At 66.0% G+C, this 13,341-nt stretch carries 13 protein-coding genes and 1 tRNA gene; 9 read left to right on the plus strand and 5 right to left on the minus strand.

The features are described from left to right. Positions 1-5: 5 nt before the first annotated feature. Positions 6-2,285, minus strand: coding sequence for an arylsulfatase (locus QW861_RS03305; protein WP_316192715.1), 2,280 nt, complete (start codon positions 2,283-2,285; stop codon positions 6-8). A 167-nt stretch (positions 2,286-2,452) separates the two neighbouring features. Between QW861_RS03305 and QW861_RS03310 the strand changes: the two genes are divergently transcribed. The 4 genes from QW861_RS03310 (at position 2,453) to QW861_RS03325 (ending at position 6,259) form a co-directional block, all read left to right on the plus strand. Next, a complete protein-coding gene (locus QW861_RS03310) occupies positions 2,453-3,160 on the plus strand; it encodes a TetR/AcrR family transcriptional regulator (RefSeq protein ID WP_316192716.1) in 708 nt (235 codons plus the stop codon). Positions 3,161-3,342: 182 nt separating this feature from the next. Then, positions 3,343-3,416: transfer RNA gene (locus tag QW861_RS03315), tRNA-Gln, on the plus strand. A gap of 224 nt (positions 3,417-3,640) precedes the next feature. Further along, positions 3,641-5,869: a tetratricopeptide repeat protein gene (locus QW861_RS03320; RefSeq protein WP_316192717.1), complete on the plus strand. Its 2,229-nt coding sequence runs from the start codon at positions 3,641-3,643 to the stop codon at positions 5,867-5,869. A 231-nt stretch (positions 5,870-6,100) separates the two neighbouring features. Beyond that, positions 6,101-6,259 (plus strand): hypothetical protein, encoded by a 159-nt coding sequence (locus tag QW861_RS03325; RefSeq protein WP_315714481.1) that lies wholly within the window; start codon positions 6,101-6,103, stop codon positions 6,257-6,259. A gap of 72 nt (positions 6,260-6,331) precedes the next feature. Here QW861_RS03325 and QW861_RS03330 read toward each other — a convergent pair whose 3' ends face one another. Beyond that, entirely contained in the window at positions 6,332-6,850 is a 519-nt protein-coding gene (locus QW861_RS03330; protein ID WP_315749704.1) for a hypothetical protein, read from the minus strand. 32 nt (positions 6,851-6,882) lie between these two features. On the opposite strand from QW861_RS03330, the gene QW861_RS03335 reads away from it, so the two are divergent. Further along, positions 6,883-7,026, plus strand: a complete 144-nt coding sequence (locus tag QW861_RS03335) for a hypothetical protein (RefSeq protein ID WP_315714483.1) — start codon at positions 6,883-6,885, stop codon at positions 7,024-7,026. Between the two features lie 6 nt (positions 7,027-7,032). Here QW861_RS03335 and hpaD read toward each other — a convergent pair whose 3' ends face one another. Beyond that, the gene (hpaD, locus tag QW861_RS03340) at positions 7,033-7,950 is read right to left on the minus strand and encodes a 3,4-dihydroxyphenylacetate 2,3-dioxygenase (protein WP_315714484.1); all 918 of its coding nucleotides are present in this window, start codon (positions 7,948-7,950) and stop codon (positions 7,033-7,035) included. 169 nt (positions 7,951-8,119) lie between these two features. Next, on the minus strand, positions 8,120-8,641 hold the full coding sequence (locus QW861_RS03345; protein ID WP_315714485.1) for an Hsp20/alpha crystallin family protein: 522 nt from the start codon (positions 8,639-8,641) through the stop codon (positions 8,120-8,122). A 479-nt stretch (positions 8,642-9,120) separates the two neighbouring features. On the opposite strand from QW861_RS03345, the gene QW861_RS03350 reads away from it, so the two are divergent. Further along, positions 9,121-10,875 (plus strand): ATP-binding protein, encoded by a 1,755-nt coding sequence (locus QW861_RS03350; RefSeq protein ID WP_315749702.1) that lies wholly within the window; start codon positions 9,121-9,123, stop codon positions 10,873-10,875. A 159-nt stretch (positions 10,876-11,034) separates the two neighbouring features. Then, entirely contained in the window at positions 11,035-11,619 is a 585-nt protein-coding gene (locus QW861_RS03355; RefSeq protein WP_315749700.1) for a peroxidase-related enzyme, read from the plus strand. 5 nt (positions 11,620-11,624) lie between these two features. Here the strand turns inward: QW861_RS03355 and QW861_RS03360 are convergent, their stop codons facing one another. Continuing rightward, positions 11,625-12,251 carry a ParB-like protein gene (locus QW861_RS03360; RefSeq protein ID WP_315714488.1) on the minus strand — a complete coding sequence of 209 codons (627 nt, stop codon included), beginning with the start codon at positions 12,249-12,251 and terminating at the stop codon, positions 11,625-11,627. 237 nt (positions 12,252-12,488) lie between these two features. Between QW861_RS03360 and QW861_RS03365 the strand changes: the two genes are divergently transcribed. Together QW861_RS03365 and QW861_RS03370 are read left to right on the plus strand one after the other, a co-directional pair. After that, positions 12,489-12,839, plus strand: a complete 351-nt coding sequence (locus QW861_RS03365) for a hypothetical protein (RefSeq protein ID WP_315714489.1) — start codon at positions 12,489-12,491, stop codon at positions 12,837-12,839. A 217-nt stretch (positions 12,840-13,056) separates the two neighbouring features. Further along, a complete protein-coding gene (locus tag QW861_RS03370) occupies positions 13,057-13,338 on the plus strand; it encodes an acyl carrier protein (RefSeq protein WP_006609130.1) in 282 nt (93 codons plus the stop codon). Positions 13,339-13,341: the final 3 nt, after the last annotated feature.

Genomic DNA, 13,341 nt, shown 5'->3' on the forward strand with positions numbered 1-13,341 from the left:
GTCGCCTACTGCCGCGCCATCTCGGCGGTGGCGACGCCCTCGCCGTCCAGACTCTGTTCGTCCTGCATCGTCACGGTCACGTGGGAGAGCCGTCCGGTGAACGCAAACGGCGCCGCATAGTCCGACACCGGGCTGCCGCGGTCATGGCCGATGTCGAGCCCCGACCAGGAGATCAGCGTGTGGAAGGCGAGCTGCGTCGTCAGCGCGCCGGCCTCCTCGCCGTCGATCAGCAACGTGTACCGGCTCATGCCGGTGCGCGCGCCCTTGGCGGGCTCGGTCTGCCGCCTGAGACGTTCGACGCGGACACCCAGGCGATGCGATCCCGCCGGCACCGGGCGTGTCGAGCTGATGATCTCGTGCCGGCCGCCGATGTTGAGATCGTGCACGAGATGACCATCCTTGACGTAGAGGCTGTAGCCCGACGTCGCATCGCCATGGGCGATGAGCACGCCGGATGCGCCCTCTGCATCGATCTCGACGTGGGCCTCGATCAGATAGTCGCGACTGCGCACGTCGGGCGCGACGTCGGTCGGCACATGGCCCATGCCGGCGTGGAACGTAAAGCGCGTGCGCGCGCCGTGGAAACGCGCCGCGTTCTCGGCAAAGCGCGGACCGAAGCGATCGTCGAGCGGCAGCACCTGGTGCGCCTCCGCCTGCTCCCACCACAGCTTCACCAGTGCCGCGAGCCGCTCCGGCTCGGCGGCGGCGAGATCATGCGTCTCGGAGAAATCCTGCGTGAGATGAAACAGCTCCCATCTATCGTTGTCGAACGGCGTGCCCGACGGGTGAAAGGCCACCGCCTTCCAGCCGTCGTGCCAGAGGCCGCGATGGCCGAACATCTCGAAATACTGCGCGACCTGCTTCGACGGTGCCGCCGGATCGGTGATCGAGGCGGCGAAGCTCACGCCCTCGAGCGGCATCTGCGGCACACCCGCGATCGTGGCCGGCGCATCGATGCCGATCAGGTCGAGCAGGGTCGGCACGAGGTCGCAGGCATGGACGAACTGGTGGCGGACTTCGCCGCGCGCCGCGATGCGCTGCGGCCAGGAGACGATGAAGGGATCGCGGATGCCGCCGCCATGGGTGTTCTGCTTGTAGCGGCGCAGCGGCGTGTTCGACGCCATCGCCCAGCCATGCGGGAAGTTCGAGTGCGTATCCGGCCCGCCGATGTCGTCGATCCGCGCGAGCTTCTCGGCGATCGGCTCCGGCTTGAAGTTGAACGGTCCCATCGCGTTGACGAAGCCGAGCGGCCCGCCCTCCTGGCTGGCGCCATTGTCCGACATGACGATCACGAGCGTATTGTCGCGCTGGCCGGTCTTGTCGAGAAAAGCGAGCAGCCGGGCCAGATGCTGGTCGGCATGATCGAGCATACCGGCGAAGGCCGATTGCAGCCGGGTGAAGACGCGCCGCTCATCCTCGGAATGGGCCTCCCAGGGCTTCACGCCATCATTGCGCGGCGGCAGGTCCGTGCTCTCCGGCACCAGCCCCATCGCCTTCTGCCGCGCCAGCCGCTGCGCGCGCTCGGCGTCCCAGCCATGGGCGAAGACCGCGTCGTAGCTCTCGATGATGTCGTGCGGCGCCTGATGCGGCGCGTGGCAGGCGCCGAGCGCGAGCCAGGTCAACCATGGCAGCTCGGGCCGGTCGGCCGTGTGGTCGGCGATGAAGCAGATCGCCTGATCGACCAGGTCGGCAGTCAGGTGATAGCCGTCGGCGTAGCTGCCGGGCGGGCTGACATGGGTGTTGTCGAGCACCAGCTCCGGCGCATATTGATCGGTCTCGGCGTCGAGGAAGCCATAGAAGCGGTCGAAGCCGCGCCCCAGCGGCCAGCCGTCGAACGGCCCGGTCGCGCCGCTCTCGGTCAAGGGCGTGACGTGCCATTTGCCGACCATGTAGTTGCGATAGGCATGGGCGCGCAGCATCTCGGCCAGCGTCCCCGCCTCGCGCGCGATCTTGCCGCGATAGCCGGGATAGCCCGAGTCGAAATTGGCAAGGCAGCCGACGCCGACTGAATGATGGTTGCGACCGGTCAGGAGTGCCGCCCGTGTGGTCGAGCACATCGCTGTGGTGTGGAAGCCCGAATAGCGCAGGCCCTGCGCGGCCAGCCCGTCGATCGCGGGGGTGCGGATCCGCGAGCCGTAGCAGCCGAAATCGGAGAAGCCGACATCGTCGAACAGCACCACCAGGATGTTGGGCGCGCCCTTCGGCGGCTGCTGCGGCGCCGGCCACCAGGGTCTGGAGCCTGCGATGGTCCTGCCGATCCTACCGCCGAATGCGGGCTCGCTCATGCCTCGTCCTCCCTCTCGCTCGCGTCCCGGCTGCGCCTCGCAGCCCGTACGAGTTTATCGTTGTGATTGCTCTGGGATCCGCGACGCCCCGGGGCTGGGTGGCACGGCCAGGCTTGCCTCGGATCATAATCATAATTATTATTATTATTCCAGATGGAGCCAGCGACATGCCGCAGCGGATCGCGCCGGACCACCTGCCCGGCGTGACCCCGTCGCGGCAGCAGCGCAGCCGCGAGACGACGCTTGCCCTGCTGATGGCCGGCGAGGAGCTGCTGCGCACGCGCAGCCTCGCGGAGCTGTCGATCAGCGACCTCTGTGCGCATATCGGGGCAACGGTCGGCGCCTTCTACAGCCGGTTCGACAGCAAGGAGGCCTACTTCAACGCCCTGCTCGCGCTCACTTTGGCGGACGGGCGGAAACAGCTCTTGAGACTCCCGCCGCCCGATCCCGTCCGCGCGGGCGACCCGCAATGCCACCTGCTGGTGCGCGGCACCGTGCTGTGGATGCGCCGTCACAAGGGCGTGCTACGCGCAGCGCTCGTGCGCAGCGAGCCCGGACCGAACCACTGGAGCGGCTTCAAGGAGCTGGCACAGGCACTGTCGGAGCGCGCGGCGCTGCTCCTGCTGCCTGCGGGCCGGCGCGCCGGCCCGGCCTCGCGCACGCGGTCGCGAACAGCGGAGGCGCGAAAGACGGTCGCGTTCGGCGTCCAGGTCGTGCTCGGCACCCTGGTGAACGCCGTCCTCAACGATCCCGGCCCGCTGTCGATCGACGATGACGAGATCGGGGAACGGCTCGGCGCCTGCCTGGTCCTGCTGCTGCGCGCCGGCCCGGACGGCGCGCCGCGAAAGCCGCAGGCCGCGAGAGGCAAGCGCTAGACCCTGCCGGCCCGGTGGCGCGGCGGGGCGGCAGAGCACGTTGGAAATCCGTCATCCAGCGGCTTGCCAAAGCCTGAGACATGCGGGTAGAAGGACCCGTCGTCGCCGCCCTGCTTTGCCGGCCGGCGCGCAAAACGGTGCCAGACAGTCCGGCAATTGCTTGAAACTGCAGGGCATTCCGTTGGGGAATGGTGTAACGGTAGCACAACAGACTCTGACTCTGTTTGTCTTGGTTCGAATCCAGGTTCCCCAGCCAGCTTGACCACTGCCGCGACGGCCTGAAAGCACGACAGCCTCATCCTCGTGATCTGAGAAGTATCGGGGTCGTTTTGCCTCGGGATCCATCCCCAGGCGCGGACACGCTGCGGCGTCCACCACCCCTTCGGCACGCGTCCCGCGCGTTAACGTCTGCTCATTGCGAATCGGCGATGACGGAACAACCATTGCGAGCAATGGACCGGTTCTGTGGAGGAAAACACTTTGCAAAGCAGCGTCGGCTCCCGTGCCTTCCAGAACGCAAGGCTGCAAAAGCGGGCCAAGAAACAGGCGGACGTGCTGTTGCCAGCGGCGGTCAAGGCCTACCGCGAAGGCCGGCATCCGGAGGCTCAGGCCCTGTGCCAGCAGATCCTGCAGGACCTGCCGCAGCATTTCGGGGCCCTGCATCTGCTCGGCGTCTCCGAACGGGACTGCGGCCGGTTCGACCAAGCCGTGCGCGTCCTGGCACGGGCGACCGAGGTCGACCCGCGCTCGGCCGAAGCCCAGTCCGATCTCGGCCTGTCGCTGTTCCGGCTCGGCCGCTATGACGAGGCTCGCACCCGTTACGAACGCGCCATCGGACTCCAGCCGAACTTCCCGACCGCGCTCACCAATCTCGGCAACACGCTGATGAGCCTGTCGCGTTTCGAGGAGGCGATCACCGCGCACGACCGGGCCATCGCGCTGAAGCCCGGCTATGGCGACGCGCACGCCAATCGCGGGATGGCGCTGCTGCTCACGGGCCGGTACGAAGACGCCGGTCAGAGCTTCGATCGCGCGCTCGCGCTGCAGCCGCGGCTGCTGACGGCCCTGTTCGGCAAGGGCCTGGTCAGCATGAACCTGCGGAACTTCGATACTGCAGTGGCCGCGCTGACGTCGGCACTGGCGATCAATCCGACTGCGGCCCCTGCCCTCGCCCAGCGCGGGCGAGCCTATCAGGAGCAGGGCAAGTTCGCCGAGGCGGAAGCCGATTTTGACGCGGCATTGGCCCTCGAACCGCTGCTGGAAGACGCCCTGCGCGGCAAGGCCACGGTTTCGCTCGTCCGCGGCAACATCGCCCTGGCGACCTCGCTCATCGACAAGATGCTGGCGCAGAACCCGAAGCAGGAGAGCGCCTGGACCCTGCTCGGGGTCTGCTCCGCGATGCAAGGCGACATCGCCACGGCGATTGCGGATTACGACCGCGCGCTCGCGATCAATCCGGACTACGAGGACGCGATCACCAAGAAGATCTTCGCGCTGGATTTCCTGCCCGACGTCGGGGTCGAACGTCTCCAGGCAGAACGGAGACACTGGTGGGAGGCGATCGGCTCGCGGTTGCCGCGTCTGCCGCTCGGCGAGCGGAATCTGGACCCGGACCGGCGCCTTGTCGTCGGCTACGTGTCGTCCGATTTCCGTGAGCATTCGGCCGCTCTCGGCTTCCTGCCGATCCTTCGCCATCACGATCGCGCCAAATTCGAAATCGTTGCCTATTCGTGTTCACCGACGAGGGACGCCAAGACCGAGCTGTGTCGTTCGCTGGTCGATCGCTGGGTCGAGGCCTGGCAGTTGACCGACGACAAGCTCGACGAGCAGATCCGGGCCGACAAGATCGACATCCTCGTCGACCTCTCGGGACATTCCGCCGGCCACCGGCTCACGCTGTTTGCGCGCAAGCCTGCCCCGATCCAGGTCTCGGCCGTCGGCAGCGTCACTGGCACCGGATTGCCCGTGATGGATTATCTGCTGGCCGATGCGGTGACGATTCCGGCCGCGGTCCGGCATCTGTTTGCCGAAAAGATCTACGATCTGCCGTCGCTGATCACGATCGAACCGCCGCCTCCAATTCCGCCGTCGCCGCTGCCGATGCTTCGCAACGGACACGTCACCTTCGGCTCGTTCAATCGCGCCGACAAGTTTTCGGAGCCGACTCTGGCTCTATGGTCGAAGCTGATGGCTGCGACGCCGGGCTCGATGATCGTCGTCAAGAACCATGCGATGAACGATCCCCTGCTGCGCGACGGCTTGATCGCCCGCTTCGTCGCCCACGGCATCGCCGCGGAACGCGTCCGTTGCGTCGGAAAGACGTCGCGCGAGGAGCATCTTGCGACGTTCGCCGATATCGACATCGCACTCGATCCGTTCCCGCAAAATGGCGGCATCTCGACGTGGGAGGCGCTGCAGATGGGCGTGCCTGTCGTCACCAAGCTTGGCAGCACCCCCTCGGCACGGGCGGGCGGCGCGATCGTCAAGGCAGTCGGCCTCGACGCGTGGGTCGCCGATGACGACGAAGGCTATCTCGCGACAACGCTGAAATTCTGCTCGCGGCCCGGCGAGCTTGCCGCGCTCCGGGCCGAGCTGCCCGCCAGGGTGTTGAATTCAGCCGCCGGAAACGGCGCGCTCTACACGCAGCATGTAGAACAGGGATACCGGACGTTCTGGCATGACTATTGCGCACGAGCGACGACCGGCTAGCGCTTGAATCAGATCTCGTCCGGCCGGCACAGCGTCGCGCCCGTGCGCCGTTCGACCCATGCCGACGCTTGCGATGCGTCGACGACGCAGTCCCGCCGGTCCATCGTCGGCTCGCCGGGACGATCCTTCCAGCGTGCGCCCGATCACGGAATTAACCCGTCATTCACCACGATCCTCATCCGGCCGGAACGATGCAATTTGCTTCAAATTGTCTGGCCAGGGAGACGGGACATGACCAAGCTGATGGACCTCGACGATCAGATCGAGCGGGCCGAGCGGCTCGAGCGGAGCATCACCGACGCGCTGACGATCGAGCGGCTGCGCCAATTCGCGGCCGGGTGCCGGCGCGAGCGCGAGCGGCTGTCGCAGCACCAGCAGCGCGCGGCCTGAGCAGGCGCGACGACCTGCAACGCAGCCGTGGTCAACGGGCTGCCCGCGACGGAGCTCGGCGAGCGCACGCTGTCACGAGCAGGTCGTCACCATGTTGGTGCAGAGCTGCCGGGTCCAGCCGATGCCCTTCTTGACGCGGATCTTGGCGAAGTCGCCAAAGCAGCCGAGCAGCTCGACCGACTGGTCACCGCTCGCATGCGGGTCGAGCTTCGCGCTCGACGTGGCGTGATCGCGGTAGATCGCCGCGCCGTTCTGCAGGCCGCCGGCGCCGACGATGCTCCGATGCAGGAAGCCCCTGCCCTGAAAGATCACGGTCTCCTTGCCCTGATCGACGTCGTTCAGCATGGCCCGGTCGATCTCGAACCAGTCGCCCTGCTGCGCGACGAGATGCACGACGATCCAGCCATCGCTGGTCGGATTTTTCAGGACCTTGACGATGCTGCCGCCAGGCTCGGCACGGACATTGGCACCATTCGGATCGCGGTCGGTGACGTCGGCCTCGACGTTGCAGGCTTCGCGATGCGGCGCCTGCGCAGTGGCAATGCCCGGCGCGATGAGCATCGCGGTCAGCAGCAGAATTCTCGTCAGCATTGAACGGTCACCGGCCTCCGATCCGTCCCGCATTGGTCGCGCGGCCGACGCGGCGGTTCAACACCGAGCATTCAACACCGAGCAAATGGCGGCGACCAGCCGAGCTCACGGCGACCGCCGATCAGATCTATCCCGAGGACATCATCGAGGTGCTCCGGCATCCGGAGGTCTGGTGAGAGGCGCTACAGCCGACCGCCCGCGAGTGCGGCGGCGCGCGGCCGGCCGACGTCGTCGAGCACATGCGGCATCGGCGAGACCGGAAACACCGCGTTGATCTGGCCCGTCCCCGATGACGGGAAGAACGGCGTCACCACCTCGACGCCGCGGTCGTAGTGGTTCCAGCCGAGCGCGCCGAGCAGCATGGCCGTATCGTGCATGAAGCCCTCGCCATGGCCCTTGCTGGCATATTCCGGCAACATGTCGCAGAAATCCGGCCACTCGCCGTGCTCCCACATCTGGATCACCTCGTGGTCGAGCCGCTCCAGGAACGGGCTGAACATCCGGTCGCGATACTCGTCGGCGGTGCCGTTCTGGGCAAAGCGATGGCTCAGCGAGCCCGAGGCGAAGAAGGCCACCGTGCCGTCGTAATGATCCTCGACCGCGCGGCGGAAGGCCCAGCCGAGCTTGGCGCTGTCGGCGAGATAATGCGAGGTGCACAGCGCCGAGACGGAGACGACCTTGAAGTGGCGGTCGGGGTTCATGTAGCGCATCGGCACCAAGGTGCCGTATTCCAGCGCCAGCGACGTCGCATCGTGGGCCATGGTGGCAACGCCATGGGCGTTGGCGCCCTCGGCGAGGATGTGGCCCAGCTCCGGGTTGCCGTCGTATTCATAGGTCATGTTGGCGATGAAGTGCGGCAGCTCGTTCGAGGTGTAGAGCCCCTCGAAATGCGGCGCGCAATTGATGTGGTAGCCGGCATTGACCAGCCAATGGGTGTCGAACACGACGATGGTGTCGACGCCGGCCTCGCGGCAGCGCCGGCCGATCTCGATATGACCGTCGATCGCCGACTGTCGCTTGCCCTTGGCCGGACCATCCAGCTCGCTGAGATACATCGACGGCACGTGCGTGATCTTGGCCGCCAGTGCGAGCTTGCCCATCCTCTCGTCTCCCTTCCGGTCGTTCCCCGGCCGGCATCGCCGACCGTTTGCTTGGAAGGCAGATTACCCCTGCAGCTCCGCGAAAAAAAGGGCCGCACGCGCGGCCCTTCCTTGGTGTCCGATCCATCGTCTGTCCCATGATCATGGGACGGACAGCCACGAGATGCGGTCACGCCGCCTTGATGTCGATGGTCTTGGCGGCCTTCTGTACCTCGGGCTTCTTCGGCAGGGTGACCTTGAGCACGCCCTGCTTGAACACGGCCTCGATCTTGTCGGTGTCGACGCCGTCGGGGATCTGGAAGGAGCGTTCGAACGAGCCGAAGCTGCGCTCACGGACGTAATAGTCCTTCTTCTTCTCCTCCTTGTCCTCCTGCTTCTCGCCCTTGATCGAGAGCACGCCGCTCGCAACCTTCACCTCGACGTTCTTCTCGTCGAGGCCGGGCAGCTCAGCGGTGACCTCGTAGGCATTGTCGTGCTCGGCGACGTCGACCGCCGGCGCCACGGCAAAGGACCGTGCGCGGGCCAGGCCCGGCAGTTGGTCGAACAGCGACGGCGTGCGCCAGATCCCGCCGTGGAAGTCCTCGAACACGCGATCGATCTCGCGGCGCAGGTTCTCGAACGGCCGCCATCCCTGCATGGATGGCGCACCTGCCTTCTCGGTGTTGACGGGCAGCTTGGTAGGTTCAGCCATAACATCATCCTCCTGCTTCACGCGAGGATCGGGTCCGCAACGGCATGGGCGCGACCGATTTCGTTGATCGGCCGGCATCCGCTCCCTCGCGCTTGACGGGAAAAATATAGCCGGCACGCCCGGGTTCCAGATTGATTGCGATCAAATCGCTGAGCGGCTGGAGGTTCGGATCGGCGCGGCAGCCCCTCCAGGTTTCTTTCGGCGCCGGGGCCTCCACAGCCGAAGAGCCGTTCAGGAAGAGCCTTGGAGATGGTGAACCGGACGTTAACCCGAACGGTTCGCGCGACGCTTGAGGAAAGGATTGAGAAAGCCTTACAGTGCAAGGCCTTAGGTCCCATTGAGGAGGTGCGATCGCAACGCCCCGCGCGACCCTCCGACCACCGGGCTGGGCGGGCGGCACAGTCACAAACGTTGCCCGCTTAACAAATTTTCCAGTCCCAGCAGAGAAGGTGTCAATTCAACAATTCACCACAGGTTTCATGACCGTGACATCCTTCGGACGCGTGATCTCGGTGCGGGGCTCCCAGGCCCGCGTCGGCATTCTGTCGACACAGCAGATGAACGTCTCCGATATCCGCGCGACAGTCGGCCGTTTCATCAGCATTCGCTGCCCGAGCGCCACGATCATTGCGATCATCACCGAGGTGACCAGCGAGGACCTCTCGCGTGCCAACGAATACGTCGCGACGGCTTCGGTAGACCTGCTCGGCGAGATTCTCGGACCGGCCGAGCGGCCCAAGTTCCAGCGCGGCGTCACCCACTACCCGACCATCGGCGACGCCGTCGACATGATCACGAGCGAGGAGCTGCGCACGATCTACACGCCGACCTCCGGCGACCACATCGACATCGGCGCGCTGCAGCAGGACACCTCCGTGCGCGCCTGCGTCAATGTCGAGGAAATGCTGTCGAAGCACTTCGCCGTGCTCGGTTCGACCGGCGTCGGCAAATCGACCGGCGTGTCGCTGCTGCTCAACGAGATCCTGAAGGCGCGGCCGAACCTGCGCATCTTCCTGCTCGACGTCCACAACGAATATGGCCGCTGCTTTGGTGAAAAGGCGCTGGTGCTGAACCCGCGCAACCTGAAGCTGCCGTTTTGGCTGTTCAATTTCGAGGAGATCGTCGACGTCCTCTTCGGCGGCCGGCCGGGCGTGCCGGAAGAGCTCGACATCCTGGCCGAAGTGATCCCGCTGGCGAAGGGCATCTACACCCAATACCAGAACACGGACCGCATCGGGCTCAAGCGCATCGACCCGAAGACCGTCGGCTACACCGTCGATACGCCGGTGCCCTACCGCCTCGTCGACCTGATCAACCTGATCGACGAGCGCATGGGCAAGCTCGAGAACCGCTCCTCGCGCATCATCTATCACAAGCTGATCTCGCGGATCGAGACGGTACGCAACGATCCGCGCTACGCCTTCATGTTCGACAACGCCAATGTCGGCGGTGACACCATGGCCGAGGTCATCAGCCACCTGTTCCGCCTGCCGGCCAACGGCCGGCCGATGACGGTCATGCAGCTCGCCGGCTTCCCGGCCGAGGTGGTCGATTCCGTGGTCTCGGTCGTGTGCCGCATGGCGTTCGATTTCGGCCTGTGGAGCGACGGCGTCTCGCCGCTGCTGTTCGTCTGCGAGGAAGCGCACCGTTACGCCTCGGCCGACCGCTCGATCGGCTTCGGCCCGACCCGCAAGGCGATCTCGCGCATCGCCAAGGAAGGCCGGAAATACGGCGTCTATCTCGGCCTGATCACCCAGCGGCCGGCCGAGCTCGACGCCACCATCATCTCCCAGTGCAACACGCTGTTCACGATGCGGCTCGCCAACGAGCGCGACCAGTCGCTGCTGCGTTCGGCGGTGTCGGATGCCGCCGCCAACCTGCTCTCCTTCGTTCCCTCGCTCGGCACCCGCGAGGTGCTGGCGTTCGGCGAAGGCGTCGCGCTGCCGACCCGGCTGCGCTTCAAGGAGGTGCCGCTGCATCAATTGCCGCGCAGCGAGGCGACGATCGCGACCGTCCGCTCGGTCAATGCCGGACACGACATGCATTTCGTCAGTGCGGTGCTGGAGCGCTGGCGCGGAGCGACCTCGAGCCGGGACGCGTCGAGCGGCGACAGCGGCGCCGGCAACCTCGGAGATCGCGGCAGCCTGTCCGCCTCGCTGGACGCGCCAATGCTGCAGCCATCGATGGGTCTCGACCCGGACCGCTTCTCCCTGCTGAAGAAGCCGCTGCGCTAAAGCCGGCGGCGGCCCCTCTTTAATCCCGACCGACGACGGCTGCCGAGGAGGCGTTGCGGGCGCTCCACCACTGGCGGGTGATGGACCGAGCTGGACCGTTGCGCCTGCGCCGCGATCGACTAAGGTTCGCCCCCTGCCACGCATGCCGGACCCGTTGCCATGACCCAGCCCGCCATCAGCCGCTTCCCCGTCCCCGCAATCAATGCGCTGCCGGACGACATCCGCACCCGCCTGCTCGGCGTGCAGGAGAAGAGCGGCTTCGTGCCCAACGTGTTCCTGACACTTGCGCACCGGCCGGACGAGTTCCGCGCGTTCTTTGCGTATCACGACGCGCTGATGGAGAAGGACGGCGGGCTGACCAAGGCCGAGCGCGAGATGATCGTGGTCGCGACCTCGAGCGCCAACCAGTGCCAGTATTGCGTGATCGCGCACGGCGCGATCCTGCGCATCCGCGCCAAGAATCCCCTGATCGCCGACCAGATCGCGATCAACTACCGCAAGGCCGACATCACGCCACGGCAGCGGGCGATGCTCGATTTCGCGATGAAGGTGGCGCTCGAGGCGCAAACGGTCGGGGATGCCGATTTCAAGGCGCTGGCCGGCCACGGCTTCGGCGACGACGACATTTGGGACATCGCCGCGATCGCGGCGTTCTTCGCGCTGTCGAACCGGATCGCGAATGTCACGGGCATGCGGCCCAACGACGAGTTCTACCTGATGGGGCGGCTGCCGAAGACCAAGTGAGACGATCAGTCGTCCGACGCCGGCCCGCACCAGCCCGGCAGATAGACCGCGTCGTGGCTCTTTGCGGCCGCCAGCGCGTGCTCCATGGCGGCGGCGAAATGGGTCTCGACCGTCTTGCGCTTGACCTTGCGGCGCAGGAAGTCGGCCCATAGGAACTCGCTGAACGGCGTCGTGTCCTTGGCGAAGCCTCCGGCGCGGCGCAGCTCGCCGGCCAGGCTGCGGAACGGATCGTCCTTCAGATTCGCGACGGACTTCGGCAGATCCTTGAAATGCCGCCGCTCGCCCTTGGCGTCGTAAGGATAGACCCAGCGCTTGTTGTCCATCACGCCCCAGAACGCCTCGCGATCGACCATCGAGAGGTCGCCGATCACCGTGACCAGCACGTCCTTGACGCCCTCGTCATGGAGCGCGCGGGCGAGGTGATGGTGGTCGACGACGTAGTGCCGCTCATCGGGACCAAGCACCACCGGGATCATGTGCTTGCCGAGCAGCTCGGCCTGCTTCTTCTTCGACTTGTGCTCGCGCCAGCGCTCGCGTTTCTCCTTCACCTCGCGCATGCCCACGGTCATCTGCGTCGGGCGCAGCGACAGGATCGGCACGGGATGAAGCAGCGGCTCGCGGGTATTGGCCATGGCTGGGCTCCGGGGGATGATCAGCATTATGCCACGCCTGCCGAGCCGTTCCAGCGCATCTGCCCGTAGCTGCGACGCCGTTCGGACCGGCCGCGGCAGGTTCCAATCACCCGCGGAGCGGGCGCCGATTGGATGCATTCGAGGAGCGAGATGCTTTGCTGATGCAGCTCAATTATGGCAAAGTTTCTTTGTGAGAGGTCGGGCCTGCGTGCTAGAACGGACCATCGGAGTCGAGGCATGAAGTCCCAGCGCCCCATTGCAGCGGAGGAAGAGCATCGCGTGGTGCCGTTCCGGCCGCGCAGCAGTCCGGTGCGGCGCGTCACCGAGGGCGGCAGTCCGCCGATTCAGCTGCATCGGGGCGAGCGACCGACACTCGATCTCTCCCGGTATGAGCAGCCCCGCGAGGAGCCCGATGACTTCCGTCACCGCATCCTGGCCAACATCGCCGCCATCGCCTTCACGGTCGCGTTGACCGCGATCGGCATCTGGCTGGCGATGAGCATTGCCGACCTGCGCAAGACCCAGGACTGCCTGCTGACCGGACGGCGCGACTGCGCCCGCATCATCACCGAGACCTACACGCCCTGATCCCCCTGCTGGACGCGGCTGCCGCGGCCGACGAGGCATCACAATCCCGCCACAACCGCCGTGTCCGGCTCCATTGAACTCACCGCGTCGCTCCGATATACGGGCACACGACTCCCGGGCGACGGGGGTAGAAGGGCTCGCATCAGACGGCCCCGGGGGCGCGGTGTCCTCCCGTCGCCACCTACCGGATTAGCTCCAAAATATCAAAGGCTTAGTGATGTCCTCAACATTCGATCAGGTCGCCACGATCATCGCTGAAACCTGCGACATCCCGCGCGACACGATCACGCCGGATAGCCATGCCATCGACGATCTGGGCATCGACAGCCTCGATTTCCTCGACATCGCATTTGCGATCGACAAGGCCTTCGGGATCAAGCTGCCGCTCGAGAAGTGGACGCAGGAAGTCAACGACGGCAAAGCCAGCACCGAGCAGTATTTCGTGCTGAAGAACCTGTGCGCCCGCATCGACGAGCTGGTCGCCGCCAAGGGCGCGTGAGCG

Origin of the sequence: Bradyrhizobium sp. SZCCHNRI1029 (genome assembly GCF_032487555.1) — a bacterium.
Taxonomy (GTDB): domain Bacteria; phylum Pseudomonadota; class Alphaproteobacteria; order Rhizobiales; family Xanthobacteraceae; genus Bradyrhizobium.

Coding starts and splice junctions, on each gene's coding strand:
- QW861_RS03370 (WP_006609130.1), top strand. CDS start 13,057: ATGTCCTCAACATTCGATCAGGTCGCCACGATCATCGCTGAAACCTGC.
- QW861_RS03305 (WP_316192715.1), bottom strand. CDS start 2,285: ATGAGCGAGCCCGCATTCGGCGGTAGGATCGGCAGGACCATCGCAGGC.
- QW861_RS03355 (WP_315749700.1), top strand. CDS start 11,035: ATGACCCAGCCCGCCATCAGCCGCTTCCCCGTCCCCGCAATCAATGCG.
- hpaD (WP_315714484.1), bottom strand. CDS start 7,950: ATGGGCAAGCTCGCACTGGCGGCCAAGATCACGCACGTGCCGTCGATG.
- QW861_RS03350 (WP_315749702.1), top strand. CDS start 9,121: ATGACCGTGACATCCTTCGGACGCGTGATCTCGGTGCGGGGCTCCCAG.
- QW861_RS03325 (WP_315714481.1), top strand. CDS start 6,101: ATGACCAAGCTGATGGACCTCGACGATCAGATCGAGCGGGCCGAGCGG.
- QW861_RS03330 (WP_315749704.1), bottom strand. CDS start 6,850: ATGCTGACGAGAATTCTGCTGCTGACCGCGATGCTCATCGCGCCGGGC.
- QW861_RS03345 (WP_315714485.1), bottom strand. CDS start 8,641: ATGGCTGAACCTACCAAGCTGCCCGTCAACACCGAGAAGGCAGGTGCG.
- QW861_RS03365 (WP_315714489.1), top strand. CDS start 12,489: ATGAAGTCCCAGCGCCCCATTGCAGCGGAGGAAGAGCATCGCGTGGTG.
- QW861_RS03360 (WP_315714488.1), bottom strand. CDS start 12,251: ATGGCCAATACCCGCGAGCCGCTGCTTCATCCCGTGCCGATCCTGTCG.
- QW861_RS03310 (WP_316192716.1), top strand. CDS start 2,453: ATGCCGCAGCGGATCGCGCCGGACCACCTGCCCGGCGTGACCCCGTCG.